The following is a 17,714-nucleotide window of genomic DNA, read 5'->3' on the forward strand; positions in this document are numbered from 1 at the left end:
CCTCCTTAACCCTTCGATTTCTTCCCTTTCAATAAATCCATGACATCGGTAATTTCATGAAAATACTCCGAAGCCTTGTCCCACTGTTCTGTGACGACGTTGACAAAAAGAATGTCAATCATATGTAGCTGGGCAAGACGGGAAGATGTGGCTCCGCTTCGAAACGGTGCAGGGATCTCCCTTGAGGCTGAAATGTACAAAGAAACATCAGCATGTTCCGTAACGGACGACTGTCCATAACGCGTCAGGCTAATCGTGCGTGCTCCTTTTTTCTTGGCAATTTCCATAATCTTTGCTGTTTCGTATGTTTCACCGGAAAAAGAAATTCCGAATACGACATCGTTCTCTGTCACATTGGCAATGTTCATCGCAGCATTGTGCATATCTGTAAAAGCAGAGGTCGGCTTGTTCATGCGTAAAAATTTCTGCTGGGCATCCTGGGCAATAATTCCCGACGCACCCACGCCGAAAAAGTGGATGGCTCCTGCTTCATTCAACAGCTTCACAGCATCCGACAACGTCCGGTAATCCACCATTTCCGTCGTTTCCCGAATTGCCCGCAAACTGTTGCTTGTTACTTTTTCAACGATCGAATCAGAAGGCTCTCCTGGCTGAATGTCCCGGTATCGCACTTCAGGTTTCTTTTGCAGATCGCCGGAAATTCTCAATTTCAATTCCTGCAACCCTTTCAAACCGAGCGACTTGCATAAGCGAATGACAGCCGCGCTGCTCGTGTTGCTCAGTTCACCGAGCTGTGTTGCCGTACAGTGGATCGCTTCATGAGGTTGATCCAAAATAAATTCAGCGATCTTTTTTTCAGAAGGCGGTAACTTCTCTTTCATTTCGTTTAAAATGACGAGTCCGCCTGTGAGAGAATTTTTCATACCTATCACCACACTTATCCTTTTATGGCGCCTTCAGTCATCCCTTTGACGATGCGACGTTGGAAGATCGCATACAAAACGATCACAGGGACGATGGCAATGACGAGGCTCGCAAACAGCGTTCCCCACGCATTTGTGTACTGGGTTTCATTACTAATATAATCGATCGCCAAAGCTAGCGTATAGTTTTCCTCCGTTTGCAGGAAAATGAGCGCCATAAAATATTCATTCCAAAACTGGATCATATTCATAATCGTAACGGTAATGATCCCTGTTGTCGAAAGTGGCGTGATGATTTTCCACAGGATGCCATAGGGCGACATCCCATCGATCGCTGCAGCTTCTTCGAGTGATTTTGGAATCGTTGCCATGAAACTCGTCAAAACGAAAATACTGAACGGCAGTTGGCTGACCGCATAAACGATACTGAGCCCGAAAATGTTATCAAGAAGATTCAGCTGCATCAATAAAAAGAACAACGGAATCCAGCCAAGCACCATCGGAATCATCATGGCTGAAATGTAGAGCGTGAACAGCAAACGGTTGCCGCGAAAACGCATGCGCTCTAAAGCATATGAAGTAGGAATCGCCATCGCTAAGGTCAGTGTCGCCCCAAGACCAGTCACAATGAAACTGTTGAATACACTCGTATCAATATTGTAATTACTCCAAGCGTTCACAAAATTACTGAAACTGAACGATTCCGGCAGCCCCCATGGATTGGCATAGATTTCGGCATTGGATTTGAATGCTCCCAATACCATCCAGAAGATCGGATACAAAACGGCCAAAGACCAAATGATCAACGGAATACGTACAATCGTTCTTGAAAAAATACTCCCTTTTTGCACTCTATTCCCCTCCTGTCTGTTAGTACTCCACTTTCTCTCTTCTCATCAGGAACTGCATGATCAACACGGTCAAGAGAGACAGAATCAAAATCATTACCCCGATCGTCGCCCCGTATCCGAAGTTGTATTTAACAAAAGCCTGTTCATATAAGTAGGAGCCCATCACGTGTGTCGAATTGTTCGGTCCACCTTTGGTCATCACCTGGACAATGATGAAAGATCCGTTCAACGTAGTAATGATGATGTACAAAATAGAGATCTTGATTTGTGGCCAGATCAGCGGTAAGGTCACTTTCCAAAACTGCTGCCACTCGGTGGCTCCGTCAATTTCTGCTGCTTCATAATAACTTTTCGATATATTCGAGATACCACCCATCAGCATGAGCATGAACAAACCGATCCCTGCCCACACCGAAGGCAGAACAAGACTTGGCAATGCCCAGTCTTCACTCCCGAGCCATGGTTGCGTCCAACTCTCAAGACCAATCAACTCAAGACCAGAGTTTACAAGACCCAGGCTGGGATTATAAATAAACATCCACAAAATCCCGATGACAACGACAGACATGATATTCGGAAAAAAGAAGACGATCCGGTAAAACGGCGCTTCTTTGATTTTCATTTGGGTTAGAGCGACCGCAAAAAAAGTAGAAAGGATCATGATGCCGATTACTTTTGTAATGACGAGGAAGTAATCATGCCAGATCGTCCTAGGAATGATTTCATCACTGAACAACCTGCGATAGTTTTCAAAACCTACGAATTCGGCAAGCGACGAGGCCCCCGACCATTTAAAAAAAGAATAATAAAGACCATTGAATAGTGGGTACAACGTAAAAACGGCGAACAATAGGAACGTCGGAACAAGACAAAAGGCAAGAAACATGTTCCGCTGTCGACGGGATTGGACCACTGACAACCACCTCTTTTTCTAGTTTGAATACTTTGTTGCAAGCATAAGTCAAGCAACAGCAGGAAAACGTTCCCTCTGTTGATCGGCCTATGCTTTTTTAAGAAAAATGGAATGCGAAGAAGGAGTCTCCACATTCCATTTGCCCTTTACTCCAAACTGCTGCGGTATTCCGCGGCCGCTTTTTCTGCTTCTTCAACGAACTCTTCAGCCGTAATGTTTCCGAGCATCAACGATACGAGCGAGTTGCTGATCGGCGTCTCAAGCTCTGAACTCATCGGATGAGGTTTCTGATAGATCTGAACCTGTTCAGGATCGTTGATCATCTGGTTTGCATCAATCAAGAAAGCAGGCACTTCCTCACTTGAGGCAAGATCCACTCCTTGCAAGTTCATGATCGCTCCCGTATGTTCAGAGAAACTTTTCGCGTATTCTTTTGTGAACACGAACTCGACGAAAGCTTTCGCCGCTTCAGGGTTTTCTGCTTTTTCCGCAATGGCAAGTGGACGTAGGTCTGGAACAATCGCATACGGTTCGCCTTCATCCTGCATCGGAGAAGGAATGAATCCATATTGGAAGTCTTCCGGCGTATCGTTCGCCATTTCGTTCGGCAGCCAGAAGCCGACCGGGATGAACGCATTGTCATGAAGCAGGAAGTTCATTTGCGACTGTGTATGGTTCAGTGCACCAAACCCTGAATCAATCATCCCTTCCTGCTGCATCTGCTCGACTTTTTTCATGACATTAAGGACAGGTTCGCTTGTCCATGCGCCTTCTTTCCCTGTAATCACGTCATTAAGTAACTCGTCTCCACCGGCTGCACCAAAGGCAGGGTAAAGCATCCCGCGCAAGAAGTAGTAAGGATATTGCCCTGTCGTAACGAATGGTTCAATGCCTTCCTCTTCTTTAATTTGACTCATCGTATCCATGAAACCAGGGAAGTCTTTCGGTACATCCCAATTGTTCTCTTCAAACCAAGCATTGTCATACCATGTGCCCCACGTATCAAAGACGAGTGGTAAGCTATAGATCTCTCCATCGTATGTAGCAGGATCTACGATGAAACTCTCACCTAGAGCGGAGCCATCCTCAAGCTCCACGCCACTCAACCACTCGGTCAAGTTCATGAGCTGACCATCTTCAACCATTTGTGTTTCACTGGAGCCGGCACCATCAATGTAAACGACATCAGGTGGATCATCCGATACCCAGCGCGATCTCAATTCTTCATTGATGTTCGGCCCTGCATGTTCGGTGATTGTGACATCCGGGTATTCCTCCTGGAAATCACCGATGACTTCTTTCCACCACGAATCTCCATAACCCCCGACAAAGTACTGAATCTCAAGTTCTCCTGAAACTTCACCGGACTCCGAAGACCCTTCAGAACTGGACTCTTCTTTTGTGCCTTCGCTATCTGTTTCTTCCGTCCCTGCTCCTGGTGCACAACCGACCAATAACAAGAAAGCAACCAAAACAGCCATCATCAACCAAGCAGATGTTTTCCGCCACATGCTCAACATAAGCTCCCCCTTTTTGATTGAAAAATATATTTGAAACCATGCAGAATGGTCTTCAAATCATTAAGATTCATTCATGGCCTTTCTCAAATTGCCGTCATTTGCTTGAAGCATTTGTTTTGCTTCCTCATAAGAAACGCTTCGCTTCAGCATGACAATCGCCGGCTTGACTTGAAGCTTTGCTTTTTTCAACGTTTCTTCCGCTTCTTCATAAGACGCTGATGTACACTCCATCAAAATGCTCTTGGCGCGTTCTCTCAATTTGTGGTTGCTCGCATGGACATCCACCATCAAATTCTCGTATACCTTTCCGAGTTTGACCATGGCTGTCGTACTCATCATATTCAAGACCATCTTGTGGGCGGTCGCTGCTTTCAAGCGAGTAGAACCCGTCAAAACTTCCGGCCCGACGACGACTTCAATCGGACACTCGGCATAATCACTGATTTCCGAATGACGGTTGCAAGATAGGGAGATTGTATAAGCCCCCATGGAACGCGCGTGCTTGAGAGCTCCGATCGGATAAGGCGTTCGTCCGCTAGCCGTAATCCCTACGACAACATCGTTTGCGGTGAGTTGTTTTGCTTTCAAATCGTTTTCCCCTTGATCCGCGTCGTCTTCTGAATTCTCTTTCGCCTTTGTAAAAGCGTTCCCGCCTCCTGCCATGACAGCCTGGACGATCGTTGGATCCACTAAAAAGGTTGGTGGACACTCCGACGCATCCAAAATACCGAGCCTGCCACTCGTACCTGCCCCTACATAAAAAAGGCGGCCTCCTTTTTTCAATGAAGCGGAAATATGATCGACCGCTTTCGTAATGGCTGGCAAAACCCGTTTGACGGCTTCTGCAACTTTTCGATCTTCTTCATTCATGACTTTCAATATTTCTGATGTGGTCATTTCATCCATGTTTTTTGTTCGTTCATTTCGCTGCTCTGTTGTAAGGAACGTCAATGAATTCGTCATCGTCGGAACCACCTTTATTCATCATTTTCCGGGATTGCCATCATGGCTGCTCCAAATTCTGGCGGAGCATAAGGCTCTTTGAATCTTCCCAGGCCTTTCATTTCTATCTGTTGGATGAAATGCTGTTTCAGAACTTTGGAATGCATGAAAATCGACCCTGCCGCAGTAATGGTTGTATCCGGTTCAAAACCGTTAGAAGCGATGCTTACGGCATGCAGGACGAGTTGATCGGCGGCTTCCTGTAAAAGTTTCACCGCAACCGCATCACCCCGATCTGACGCTTCCATGACACACCCAGCAAACTTCGCGATTTCATGCTTCTCATGAGCATTCCCATATATGTAACGGATAAGATCCTCCGTTTTACGAAGCTCCAACTTCTCTAAAATGAGCGGTGTCAGGACCGTTTCCTCCCCGCGTCCATCCTCTGCTTTACATATAGAAGATAACGCTTTCATAGAAAGATCATAGCCACTGCCTTCATCCCCGATCAAATGACCCCAGCCTCCACATTTATAGATGGTTCCATCACGGTCGACACCCATAGCATTGGAACCTGTTCCCGAGATTACGAGGATGCCGGACTTTTCTTTAGGAGACAGTGCTCCTTTAAGCGCAGCCCGGCTGTCAGAACCCACGCGAAAGTTTAAATTTTCAGAAAACTTTAAACTCAAAAAAATATTCTGCGCAATCTTCTCCATTTGTTCTTCGTCTTCTGGTCTTCCAATTCCAGCAAGTCCGAAGCCAATGCCAATGATTTGTGCAGAATCTAAGTTGAATGTTTGTAATCCTTTTTCCATAAGTGCTTTCAATCGGCGACCTGCTTCCTCAAAACCAATCGAATGAGGATTTGTTCCAGGTCCGTAAATGACTTTAGGTTGTTCCGAGTATGTACGTTGATTTGCCTCAAGGAACAAGCACGTCGTTTTCGTCCCTCCACCGTCAATTCCAATCACATACTTCATGGACTTCCTCCAAACCTTTGTTGGCTTCATTATAGAATTTTTGAATTATTGTGTCAACATACGTTTTAAAAAAGTGTAATAATATTTCAAAATACCTAAATAATGAAGAAAACAGAATTTCCTTCAAATGCCTGTCATTTCTTTTGCCCTCATTAGATCGGCATTCCTTTCCTTCGTGAAAAAAATCCCACACCAGGATATCCAGAATATGGATGACCTGGTACACCATTTATTTCCATACTCTGTTTCACGATGAACGGTCATAGGTGAAGCGACACTCGGGAAAGTTCATACACCCTTTATACGCACCGTGTTTTCCAATACGGTCGATCAGTTTCCCACCACAATCCGGGCATTTCATCTCTTTTACTTGTTGACGTTTCCGTTCCTGCTTCTCTTTGATCGTATGGATGTGGTTCTCTCTCATTTGTTTATCGTCGATATTATAGTGGTTTAACTTATAAATGATCCCTTTCATATGTGCGTTTGAAATCAGCCTCTCATCATACATTTTGATGGTATTCAATAGGTGAAAGGTATTCACAACATGAACGAGAGGGGAAGCAACAGCAATATCTTTTAGCGTCGCTTTAGAGCTGAAAGATATGATCGAACAGAAAGGGTGCGTATAAGTCTTCCCGAGCACTTCTTCCCAGCCCTTTCAGATGACCATAATTTTGATGAATAGGATTCATGAATCTCTGCTTCCTCTTATAAATCACCTGTGTCCACGTTTTACGTTTTTCATCACCATAAATCCAACCCTTATAATTTTTCGTTTCAATCACAAAAACGCCGTAGATGGACACGACGACGTGATCAATTTGAGTGGTTCCCCTTTCCGTCTTCAGAAGCAGGTCATTGAGAACATGGTACTCCTTCTCGTCCAGTCGCTTCAGCAAAAAAGAAACTTTCGCTTCCCCTATTTTCCCTTTAACTACTGGAGTAGCAAGGGATCCACTCAAAAACATCACAACCAAAAGCACAACAACAATAAACAAAAAATCTCCTCCCAAAAGCCTGACGTTCGATTTCCATTAGTTATATCGACCGTTCATTCCATTATGTAAAAAAATACCACACCAGGTCATCCAGAATATGGATGACCTGGTGTGGCTAATTTTACCATTAAATGCTATAAACCGTACCCTCATAAGGGGCTAAATGTCGGCGATCTGTGATTTCATTTTCGTTCGTAATCACAACAGGCTTCCCTTCGATCTCCTCCACTATTTCTTCCTCTACTGCCACTTCTTCTGAAGAAAAGTTACAGACGACAAGAAGACTTCCTTCTTCACTGACTCGCTTATAAGCGAATACGTTTGGATCTTCTTTAATCAACAGTTCAAAACGTCCATCTGTGATCGTCTCCATTTCTTTTCTCAAACGAATCAACTGTTGATAGAAATAAAACACGGAGTTGTTATCCTCCAACGCACGGCTCGCATTGATCTCCGTATAATTTGGATTCACTTGAATCCACGGAGTTCCGTCTGTAAAGCCACCATTGGCCGTACTATCCCACTGCATCGGGGTCCGTGCGTTGTCACGGCCTTTCACGTAGATGGCTTTCATCAGATCTTCATGGGACCACCCTTGTTCCTTCTTCTCTTCATACATATTCAAAAGTTCAATATCGCGGTATTCGTCAAGCGTTTCAAAACGAACGTTCGTCATTCCAAGCTCTTCTCCTTGGTAAATGTATGGAGTGCCCTGCATCATATGCAGGCAGGTCGCAAGCATTTTCGCCGACTTCACACGATACTCTCCGTCATCACCAAAGCGCGACACGATACGCGGCTGGTCATGGTTGTTCCAGTACAAGCTGTTCCAGCCTACCCCATGGAGAGACGTCTGCCACTTTTCAAAGTTTTTCTTCAAGTCGACAAGGTTCAAATCTGTCCAGTTCCACTTATCCCCGTTCGAATCCAAATCCATATGTTCAAATGTGAAAATCATATTCAATTCGTCGTTCGCAGGATCTGTATAGCGCTTCGCATCTTCTGGAGAAGCGCCTGGCATTTCACCGACAGTCATCACATCATAGTTTGATAGAACTTCCTGATTCATTTCCTGTAAGAATTCATGAACACGCGGGCCATTCATGAAATAAGGGCTGCCATCCCCATGCTCCCCTTCCGGATAATCCGGATGTTTCGAGATAAAGTTGATGACATCCATACGGAACCCGTCCATTCCTTTATCCAGCCAAAACTTCATCATATCGTACACATCTTCACGAAGCTTCGGATTTTCCCAGTTCAAATCAGGCTGCTTTTTCGCAAAAATATGCAGATAATACTGTCCTGTTGTTTCATCATACGCCCAGGCAGGTCCCCCGAAAACAGAGCTCCAGTTTGTCGGTGGCTCCCCGTTTTCCTTGCCGTCTTTCCATATGTAATAATCGCGATACGTATTATCTTTGCTTTTCGAAGACTCTACAAACCATGCGTGTTCATCAGAGGTATGATTGACGACGAGATCCATGACCAACTTCAAGTCTCTTTTGTGAGCTTCCTCCAACAATTGCTCTAAATCTTCCATACTTCCAAAAAGCTCATCCACTTGACGATAGTTGCGAATATCATAGCCATTATCCTCTTGTGGAGAATCATAGATCGGAGACAACCAGAGAACGTCCACTCCCAGCTCTTTCAAATAATCCAGCTTTTCTATGATGCCAGGAATATCACCAATCCCATCCCCGTTCGTATCATTGAAACTCTTCGGATAAATTTGATAGACGACACTCTTCTTCCACCACTCTTGATTATTCATCTCTTCCACTCCCTTATGAAAACCTTCTCATATATAACATAACGCAAAACCGGGGGATACTTCCATTATTTGTTGTACCAGGTCATACAGATAATGGAAAAAGACCACCTTTAAAGGTGGTCTTTTCATTTAGGCGGATAAGCGCTCTGAATTTTTGTGTTCTTTTTTCAGTCGGAATGGAGCTGTGACCAGCGCGCCGATGAGGAACAGACCCATGTAGCCGATCAACGGATAGAAGAACGCGACAAGTTCTGTGAATCCTACAAAGCTGAGTCCAAATGCAATCACTCCTGTAATCAGAACAAACTTCTTATGCTGGCTTGTCCCTACTTCGGTATAACGAGCAGCAAAGGAGAAGAACATGCTGACAGCTGTATTGAAAACCATACCGAACAAAACAACCGAGTAGAACATTCCTAATACCGGCGAATGGTTATCGACAAGGGCCAGTAGCGGCATTTCGTACGAGGCAACCTCATCGACTTGCGAGAAAATAGCCAGGTGACTAATCACAATCATAATCCCAAGACCTAATCCTCCGAGAAGTCCGCCGAGCGCGGATGTTCGCTCGTCTTTCTCATTTCCTCCCATCAACAAGGCCATTGACGCACCGACCGCCACATTAAAGGAAACATAATTGATGGCGGAAATGAACCAATTGGACAATGCCGATGGCTGGTCCACGGCAACGGCGTTCAAATCACTGAAGGACTGGTCCATCGTGAATAAGCTGTAGCCCGATATAATTAAAACGGTTATGATTAAAAACGGCGTAATACTGCCAATGACATTGACGACTTTATCTACATTCATCATGATGGTTGCCATCACGATTACACTCATGAAAAGGACACCAACGAGCGGTGGTAATCCGAATTGCTGACTTGGAATTGAACCCGCTCCGGCAATCATGACCACCCCGACACCAAACAACGTCAGAATGATGACGTAATCAACGATCCGTCCAAGCCACTTGTTTCCACTGACTTTATAGACCGCTTCCTTATGTGAAGTGGCCTGTGTCCGCGTCCCAAGCTTAACAAGCATCATGCCCATATACGCGAACAGAGCCGTTGAGAGGATCGTCCCAATCGTTCCTAAATAGCCGAAACTCGTAAAGTATTGAAGAATTTCCTGTCCTGATGCAAAGCCCGCACCGACGATAATCCCTATAAAAGCGCTTGCAATTTTAAATACTTTTTTCACGAAAAAATCCTCCTTATGTACTGAAGTGTTTCGAAGTCCCTTGTTTTAGTTAAACGCTTTCATATAAAAGGAGCAGCCTCAGCGTATCATGAATGCGCTTTCCAATGTTTGGGTAATTCGACAAATTCCTTCATTAATATTCGTTCAAAATAACAAAAACTTCAATAGGGAAAATGGATGTTTCTATACGATAATCAATGATAATATAAGGGTATTCACACCATAAGGAGTACCGCTATGAAACATTCATCACACTTGAACTATTCATATAAAGATTACATCGATTCCCCCGAGGGGCTTGCCGACAGCATTGCGGAAACCTTAGGATGTCCGGTAACCATTGAAGATGCCAACCACCGTATCGTGTCTTACAGCAAACACGAAAAAAATGTCGACGAAGCGAGAACCGCGACGATCATGAGACGTAAAGTACCTGAGCATGTCATCAATGGGTTATGGAAACAAGGCATCATGGCCAAACTTTTCGAAAACGACCAGCCGCTCATTGTGAAAAAAATTGATGCGATCGGACTTGGTCACCGATTAGCGATCTCGGTTCGTAAAAACAACGAAATCCTAGGGTTCATCTGGGCGCAGACGAACGATGTTTCTGTGACAGCTGAACATTTAGAAGAAATGAAAGAAGCCGCCCAGTGGGTCAGCCACCATTTGTTGAGACAACAGGCGAAAAAGAAAAAGACGGAGGAAAACCGAAAAGAGTTTTTCTGGCAGTTGCTGACGGGCTCCCTTCAGAACCAGGCTGAAATCAAACGCCTCGCTAAGAAGTATCATATGAATTTACAGGGACAGCTTTGTGTCGCTGTGTTCGAGTTTACGGAAGAAATGAGTCAAGCTGTAGAGCGCCATGCCTACTACTTAACCGAAACGCTTCATCAAAACCGGGTCGTGAACCGGATCTTTGATGACCAGCAGCTCATTCTCCTCGTGCGCACAGATAATAAAGAAGATGCGAATGAAATGAATCAGGCCTTCATTCGTGAATTCACACAAAAGATGAAAGAGCGTCTGCATTTTGAAGATTTAAAAGGAGCTTTCGGACTGATTTATGACTCACCTACACTGATCAGTGACAGTTACAAGCAGGCCCTAAAGGTATTGGAATTGAAAGAACAGTACGGTGAAGGGCTTCAGCATGTCGACAACTATCAAGACTTAGGTGTCTACCAATTTCTAAATGAACTGTCCTCCCTTCAAAAACGGGAAAACTATAAGAACGATGCTCTGAGGAATATCCGAACGTATGATGAAAAAAATAATTCCATGCTGCTTGAAACGTTGAAAGTTTTTCTTGAGAAAAACAGCAATGTCCACCAGGCCGCCGCTCACATGCACATTCATACCAATACGTTGAATTACCGCCTGAAAAGGATCAAAGAAATCGGCAACATCGACTTCAAAGATATGAGCCAGAAGACGATGCTTTACCTTGATTTATTGATTCATGAAAACGAACAGGAGGATTTGTGATTTTACACAAATCCTCCTGTTTATTTTTTCACTTTCAACTAAACAAAAATAAACGCATGCGAGCTATACTTTGAGTACATTCAATTTGAAAGGTGGACGTTCCCCATGATTATCGGAATTCCAAGAGAAATAAAAAACAACGAAAACCGCGTAGCGATTACGCCTTCAGGTGTCATCAATCTCATGAAAGCTGGACACACGATCCGCATCGAAACCCAGGCCGGAACAGGCAGTAACTTTACCGACCAAGAATATCGTGATGCTGGTGCTGAGATTGTTGAAACCGCTTCCGATATTTGGTCGAATTCAGAAATGGTCATGAAAGTGAAGGAACCCCTTCCATCTGAATACGGATACTTCCGTAAAGGACTCATTCTGTTCACATACCTTCACCTTGCAGCGGAACCAGAACTAACGAAAGCGTTAGTGGAAAACGAAGTGACTGCAATTGCCTATGAAACGGTTGCCGTCGATAACAAACTGCCACTTCTTACTCCAATGAGTGAAGTAGCCGGACGCATGGCTACACAAGTCGGCGCTCAATACCTTGAAAAATCCTTCGGTGGAAAAGGAATCCTGCTTAGCGGAGTTCCCGGCGTTTCCCGAGGAAAAGTTGTCATCATTGGCGGAGGTATTGTAGGAACCAACGCAGCAAAGATCGCGATTGGCCTTGGTGCACACGTAACGGTACTGGACTTGAATCCAAACCGCCTTCGCGAGCTGGATGACCAGTTCGGTGCAGACATCCAAACGTTGATGTCCAATCCATTCAACATTGCAGAAGCAGTGAAAGAAGCAGATCTAGTCATCGGTGCTGTTTTGATTCCAGGAGCAAAAGCACCGAAACTTGTGACAGAAGACATGGTTAAAGAAATGAAAGATGGGTCAGTCATCGTTGATGTTGCCATCGACCAGGGCGGAAACTTCGAAACCGTCGACCACATCACAACACATGATGATCCTATTTATGAAAAGCACGGGGTGCTTCATTATGCTGTTGCTAACATCCCAGGTGCGGTACCGCGCACATCGACAATCGCGCTTACGAACGTAACGATCCCTTACGCATTGCAAATCGCATCAAAAGGTGTAAACAAAGCGGTAGAAGATAATAAAGCGATCGAAGCAGGTGTCAACACAGCAAACGGCCACCTAACTTATGAAGCCGTAGCCCGTGATCTTGATTATGATTACAAACCAGTAAAAGAAGCTCTCCAAACATTGATTCACGCATAAACCAACCCGCTCCTCCACTGACGTGGAGGAGCTTTTTTATTGAAGCAAACTTCCATATATTTACGCACCAGGTCATACAAATATTCCCAATTAAAATCAACCTCAAATAGTTCTATAGTTGCAACCTATTTCGTTACTCGAAATGTTCGTGTGACGGTGTTTGAGTCTATGACCCATGATTAAAGTCTTATACATAACCTCTATTCGACATTATTTTCAGAATATACAAACAGTTCGATATACTCTGTATAATTAACCCTCTATTCCCTATAATTGGATAAATTCTTAGTAGAAGGCTGGTTATGAGGAGAAAACACATCATTCCAATGCCCGTGCTGAAATCCGAACTATTCATGTGAACCGTAGCACACATGGAACTACGCGGCTTTTCAAGACAAGTTATTCACCCAGGTTGGAAAAGAAAAGCTCGGCCAAATCTACTACCGTGCATTAACCGTCTACCTGCAGCCTGAATCTGACTTCAGTCATGCAAGAAAATCGCTCATCCAATCAGCTGTAGACCTTTACGGAGAAAATAGTCAAGAAACTCAAGCTACAGAAGACGGGTTCAATCAAGTAGGAATTACAGAATAAGGAGGATATTCTTATGAAAAAACAAGTATTTGCAGTCGCTAGTTCACTCGTATTGGCATCTAGTTTTGCGATCCCTACGTTTGCAGCAGGCAACCATCCCGGTACACCTGAGCAACAAACCTACAACAGCTCAGGTTGGACAGACTATGATCAGTTGACGAAGAAATTAGAGCAGATCGAGAAGTCCAGCCAAGGAACCGTACAAGTCGATGTTGTTGGTCAATCCAATAAAGGACTTGATATTTATCAAGCGCGTGTCGGTAAAGGGGACAAAGTCATTCTCATTGAAAGTGAAATCCACGGAAATGAAAAAACAGGAACAGAGGCCATCTTGAATCTATTAAGCTACTTGGGTTCAAACAATTCTCCTCACGCACAAAAGATTAGAGAAGAGGTTACACTTGTAACTCTGCCAAAAATCAACCCTGATGCTTCGGAGCTCGACAGGCGCGGAAATGACATGTCCTGGTCAGAAGTCGTTGAAGACTTCCCTCAACTGGCTGAGGCCGGAGGTCCGACATGGAATTACTATACCGCCCCCAACATTCAGGGGGACGATTACGCAGCCAATCCAGGATTTGATGTGAACCGCGACTTCAATCCTGATTTGGATTATATCCCGGAAGCGAAAGATATCCCTGGCTCTTCCTCCGAGCCCGGCTGGTTCATCACACCAGAAGCTCAAACCGTCCGTGATGTTTATAAAAACTTGCAGGATGAATTCGGCAAGGTGGATGTGTTTGTAGACCTCCACCACCAAGGACTCTATTATGTGGATGGCACGAGTGACCCAGTCACATTGTCCCTTTCTGGCCAATTTGTTCCTAACCCTGATTCACAGGAAGGAGCGAAGTACTCGGAGTATGCAGATACCTATGATTTCGATTATTCACGACAGTTGAACGTAGCGGCCTACGATGCCCTGCAGGAGATGGGGAACTCACCATTTGATAACATTACTCTATACAGACAGGGACTGGATCTTCCAGGAACAGCGTTAGGTTCATTTGCTCTTAACGGCAGTGGCACGGTCCTCTTTGAAGTGACGGGTCAAACACAGAGCCTGGGACAGAAGAAAAAAGGCATGTTCGTGAAAGCCGTAGAGACCGGGTTAAGAGGTATTATTGAAGGCGTAGCTGAAGACACGGTTGATCGTATAAACCCTGAAGAATATGAAGAAATTCCTGACACAGCTTACAGTCCAAGTTTATAATTCAAATAGAGCGAGGAGTCTTATCCAGACTCCTCGCTTTTTCTATCGTTAACTATGGAAGCAACCGGATCATTTCTTTCACGGCATTCGTTAAATCTTCTTGAGACCAACTTGGGAGATCTCCATGCTGGATAGCGAGCTCATGAGATGCCGGCATGTGAATGAAACCGGTTGGAACCTCTCTGCTTTCTTTTCGGAAGTAATACACCCCTCTATACATCACATGATTACACAAGTAAGTGCCTGCTGTGTTGGAGATTTCAGCTGGATACCCTTTCTCATTCAACACATCGACGAACGCTTGAATAGGCAAGGTAGAAAACAATCCATCCGGTCCTTCACCATCAATCCTATCTCCTTCAGGTTGATTTCCTTCGTTATCTTCTTCCTTACTTTCATTCCAGTTGATCGCCATTCTCTCCGGCGTCATTTTATATCTCCCTGCAGCAAGTCCCAGTAATATGACGGCATCCGGCTGAACTTCTTTGATATAGGAAACCAAATTGTCCCCCGATTTATGATAATCTACAGGAAGGACTCTCCCTTCGATCGAATACGAACCAATCCTAGCTCCATCTAATGCCTTTACCATTTCCTGAGTGGGATTGATCGAGTAATGTAAAAAAGGCTCAAAACCAGTAAGTAATAGTTTTTTCACTTATACTCCTCCTTGTTTTTCAATAGTCACGTGCCTTCTCTGACTTTAGTTACCTCTCCTTAGCAACCATTCTAAACCTTAACGATTTGTTTATCATCAGACATAAGCCAAAATCTCATTCTGATAGAATAATAGAAAAAGGAGGGAACCGACATGGAACTTACGGATCAACTAGGACAAGAAATCATCCATCGTCTTTCCAGATATATCGACGTGGCCATCAATCTCATGGATCCCACGGGTAAAATTGTGGCGAGCACAGATGCCAATCGCATCAACCAAATTCATGGTGGAGCGCAAAAAGTCATAGAAACGCTGGAACCTCTACAAATGACAAAAGAAGTGGCGGATCAGTTTTCTAACACGAAGCCAGGAGTTAATCTTCCTATTTTTCATAGAGGAGAACTTGCTGGTGTTGTCGGTTTGACAGGAGATCCGGATCAAGTTTACCAAGCCGCTGGAATGACTCAAGGGTCTGTTGAAATTGCTCTGGAACAAATCTACATCCAAAAACAGAGTTTCTATCAGGAAAGACAGTGGAGCCATTGGTTTCATCAGCTCATGACGGATCGGGAAACCAATGATTTAGAAAAAGAAGCGAGCTACTCTTTACGAACAGACCTCAAAAAAACATGGCAAGTGCTCGTTTTTCAAGACGAATCCCCTCATGATTTGACGGAGGACATCCGCAGACAGACCGAACAGCTGAAACTGCAACCGCTGTTCATTCTCCCTTTTCAAGAAAATGTAGTCGTCATGCCTGTACCCTTTCAAGAGCGTGTTCCCCTCATAAAAACAGAGGGTCCTGCAGCTGTAGGGGAACCAGGGTACGGCGCCAAAGGGATTTATGCATCTTTCCAACAGGCAAAACAGTCCATCGACATCGCAGGAAAAAACGGAACCATTATTCATAGTAAGTCCCTGAAGATGGAACGCCTGCTTTCAAGCATTGCCACTGAAACGTACAAAGACATTTCGGAACTGTATGCCAATCGCCTGAACCGTTTAGAAGCACCTTATTTGAGAACACTCCATTCTTTTTTCAACAACGACTTGAAAATGAACCGGACGGCTGAAGAGTTGCACATTCATCGTAATACTCTCCTTTACCGCTTGGATCAAATATATAAAAAAGTTGGACTGGATGCCCGTCATTTCAAAGATGCGATTATTCTACAAGCAATTTTAATCAAGCATTGATTTGTGCATTTGCACAAGAACACGCTTACATTTTTCTGATATTTTGTACAACTCACCAATTGTTATCAAACCCTATTTCCTGTTGAATAGAAGGTAACCAAAAAATAAAAGGAGGGAAAATGATGAAGGTCGTTTTCGCCCCGGATTCCTATAAAGGAAGTTTATCTTCCATTCAGGTTGCTGAAACCATGAAAAAAGCTTTTCACTCGGTCAATCCCGATGTGGAAACGATTATGAAGCCAATGGCTGACGGTGGAGAGGGCACATTAGACGTATTCTCTGCAGCTGTCTCTCACGAAAAGATCACCTTTTCCTGCAAAGGACCCTTAGGTGAAGAGAAGGAGAGCTGGTATGTAAAACTGGACGATCACCGAGCTGTCATCGAAGGAGCAGTTATTGCCGGCTTACCGCTCGTGCCAACAGAAAAACGCAATCCCGATCACACGACAAGCTATGGCATCGGGCAGGCCATTACGCATGCTTTAGATGAGGGATGCACCAACTTCATCGTAGCCATTGGCGGGAGCTCTACCAACGATGGTGGACTTGGTATGCTGCAGGCCTTAGGAATGAAAGCATTTGATGAATATGGGCAGGAAACTGGCATATATGGAAAAGATCTGCACGACGTCGAAAAAGTGGACATGTCCAAGATGGACTCACGCCTGAAAGATATCACCATCCGCGTCGCTTCTGATGTAGATAATCCACTGACGGGACCTAAAGGAGCAAGTCATATATATGGGCCGCAAAAAGGGGCGACAGAACAGCAAGTGAAAGCATACGATCATGCCTTAGGCCATTATGGAAAACTCATTGAACAAGATCTGGGTGAAAACATCATGAACACACCTGGGGCCGGTTCAGCTGGTGGTCTCGGTTTTGCTTTTCTAACCATCGGTGCCAAGCTTGAATCGGGGGCAAAGTTAGTCGGCGAAGCGATCCAGCTTCAAGATACCATTCGTAATGCTGATTTTGTCATTACAGGTGAAGGACAAAGCGATGAACAAACGCTTTATGGTAAAGCACCAGGGTATGTAGCCGAACTGGCGCAAAAAAAGCAAACGCCCGTTATCCTCATCTCAGGAAGTCTGGATGGAGACTATACTGCTTTGAATGAGAGATTTACGAGTTGTTTTTCTATAGCCCCAGGTCCTTCTTCACTAGAGGAGTGCCTGAAGAATGCAGATGCGTATTTATTTGAGACAACGAAACAAATTGCACGATTACTCACGAAACAATAAA

The 17,714-nt window shown here is 44.5% G+C and carries 17 protein-coding genes; 6 read left to right on the forward strand and 11 right to left on the reverse strand.

Annotated elements, in window-relative coordinates:
- Nucleotides 1–5: 5 nt before the first annotated feature.
- The 10 genes from ACXACN_RS11385 to ACXACN_RS11430 all read right to left on the reverse strand — a co-directional run bounded on the left by ACXACN_RS11385 (nt 6) and on the right by ACXACN_RS11430 (nt 10,080).
- Nucleotides 6–884: a MurR/RpiR family transcriptional regulator gene (locus ACXACN_RS11385; protein ID WP_474964533.1), complete on the reverse strand. Its 879-nt coding sequence runs from the start codon at nt 882–884 to the stop codon at nt 6–8.
- A gap of 14 nt (nt 885–898) precedes the next feature.
- Complete coding sequence (locus ACXACN_RS11390) at nt 899–1,735, reverse strand: carbohydrate ABC transporter permease (protein ID WP_115893665.1); 837 nt, start codon at nt 1,733–1,735, stop codon at nt 899–901.
- A gap of 19 nt (nt 1,736–1,754) precedes the next feature.
- Entirely contained in the window at nt 1,755–2,648 is an 894-nt protein-coding gene (locus tag ACXACN_RS11395) for a carbohydrate ABC transporter permease (RefSeq protein ID WP_474964534.1), read from the reverse strand.
- A 146-nt stretch (nt 2,649–2,794) separates the two neighbouring features.
- Nucleotides 2,795–4,168 carry an ABC transporter substrate-binding protein gene (locus ACXACN_RS11400; protein ID WP_474964536.1) on the reverse strand — a complete coding sequence of 458 codons (1,374 nt, stop codon included), beginning with the start codon at nt 4,166–4,168 and terminating at the stop codon, nt 2,795–2,797.
- Between the two features lie 60 nt (nt 4,169–4,228).
- The gene (gene murQ, locus ACXACN_RS11405; RefSeq protein WP_474964537.1) at nt 4,229–5,131 is read right to left on the reverse strand and encodes an N-acetylmuramic acid 6-phosphate etherase; all 903 of its coding nucleotides are present in this window, start codon (nt 5,129–5,131) and stop codon (nt 4,229–4,231) included.
- A 14-nt stretch (nt 5,132–5,145) separates the two neighbouring features.
- Nucleotides 5,146–6,096: an N-acetylglucosamine kinase gene (locus ACXACN_RS11410; RefSeq protein WP_474964539.1), complete on the reverse strand. Its 951-nt coding sequence runs from the start codon at nt 6,094–6,096 to the stop codon at nt 5,146–5,148.
- Between the two features lie 247 nt (nt 6,097–6,343).
- Nucleotides 6,344–6,742 carry a topoisomerase DNA-binding C4 zinc finger domain-containing protein gene (locus ACXACN_RS11415; RefSeq protein ID WP_474964540.1) on the reverse strand — a complete coding sequence of 133 codons (399 nt, stop codon included), beginning with the start codon at nt 6,740–6,742 and terminating at the stop codon, nt 6,344–6,346.
- Nucleotides 6,687–7,097 (reverse strand): nuclease-related domain-containing protein, encoded by a 411-nt coding sequence (locus ACXACN_RS11420; protein ID WP_474964541.1) that lies wholly within the window; start codon nt 7,095–7,097, stop codon nt 6,687–6,689. Before ACXACN_RS11420 ends, ACXACN_RS11415 begins: the two co-directional genes overlap by 56 nt.
- Before the next feature lie 127 nt (nt 7,098–7,224).
- Complete coding sequence (locus ACXACN_RS11425; protein ID WP_474964543.1) at nt 7,225–8,874, reverse strand: glycoside hydrolase family 13 protein; 1,650 nt, start codon at nt 8,872–8,874, stop codon at nt 7,225–7,227.
- 129 nt (nt 8,875–9,003) lie between these two features.
- The gene (locus tag ACXACN_RS11430) at nt 9,004–10,080 is read right to left on the reverse strand and encodes a YkvI family membrane protein (RefSeq protein WP_474964544.1); all 1,077 of its coding nucleotides are present in this window, start codon (nt 10,078–10,080) and stop codon (nt 9,004–9,006) included.
- Nucleotides 10,081–10,317: 237 nt separating this feature from the next.
- On the opposite strand from ACXACN_RS11430, the gene ACXACN_RS11435 reads away from it, so the two are divergent.
- The 4 genes from ACXACN_RS11435 to ACXACN_RS11450 all read left to right on the forward strand — a co-directional run bounded on the left by ACXACN_RS11435 (nt 10,318) and on the right by ACXACN_RS11450 (nt 14,611).
- Nucleotides 10,318–11,568: a PucR family transcriptional regulator gene (locus ACXACN_RS11435; RefSeq protein ID WP_474964545.1), complete on the forward strand. Its 1,251-nt coding sequence runs from the start codon at nt 10,318–10,320 to the stop codon at nt 11,566–11,568.
- Nucleotides 11,569–11,673: 105 nt separating this feature from the next.
- Nucleotides 11,674–12,804, forward strand: a complete 1,131-nt coding sequence (gene ald, locus ACXACN_RS11440) for an alanine dehydrogenase (protein WP_474964547.1) — start codon at nt 11,674–11,676, stop codon at nt 12,802–12,804.
- A gap of 435 nt (nt 12,805–13,239) precedes the next feature.
- A complete protein-coding gene (locus ACXACN_RS11445; protein ID WP_474966858.1) occupies nt 13,240–13,398 on the forward strand; it encodes a M4 family metallopeptidase in 159 nt (52 codons plus the stop codon).
- Between the two features lie 13 nt (nt 13,399–13,411).
- Nucleotides 13,412–14,611, forward strand: a complete 1,200-nt coding sequence (locus tag ACXACN_RS11450; protein ID WP_474964548.1) for a M14 family zinc carboxypeptidase — start codon at nt 13,412–13,414, stop codon at nt 14,609–14,611.
- A gap of 52 nt (nt 14,612–14,663) precedes the next feature.
- Here ACXACN_RS11450 and ACXACN_RS11455 read toward each other — a convergent pair whose 3' ends face one another.
- A complete protein-coding gene (locus ACXACN_RS11455) occupies nt 14,664–15,269 on the reverse strand; it encodes a pyroglutamyl-peptidase I (protein WP_474964549.1) in 606 nt (201 codons plus the stop codon).
- 153 nt (nt 15,270–15,422) lie between these two features.
- On the opposite strand from ACXACN_RS11455, the gene ACXACN_RS11460 reads away from it, so the two are divergent.
- Nucleotides 15,423–16,469: a CdaR family transcriptional regulator gene (locus tag ACXACN_RS11460; RefSeq protein ID WP_474964551.1), complete on the forward strand. Its 1,047-nt coding sequence runs from the start codon at nt 15,423–15,425 to the stop codon at nt 16,467–16,469.
- Nucleotides 16,470–16,591: 122 nt separating this feature from the next.
- Nucleotides 16,592–17,713 (forward strand): glycerate kinase, encoded by a 1,122-nt coding sequence (locus ACXACN_RS11465; protein ID WP_474964552.1) that lies wholly within the window; start codon nt 16,592–16,594, stop codon nt 17,711–17,713.
- Nucleotide 17,714: the final 1 nt, after the last annotated feature.

The sequence above is a fragment of the Halobacillus sp. AWM4_238 genome (assembly GCF_056158265.1).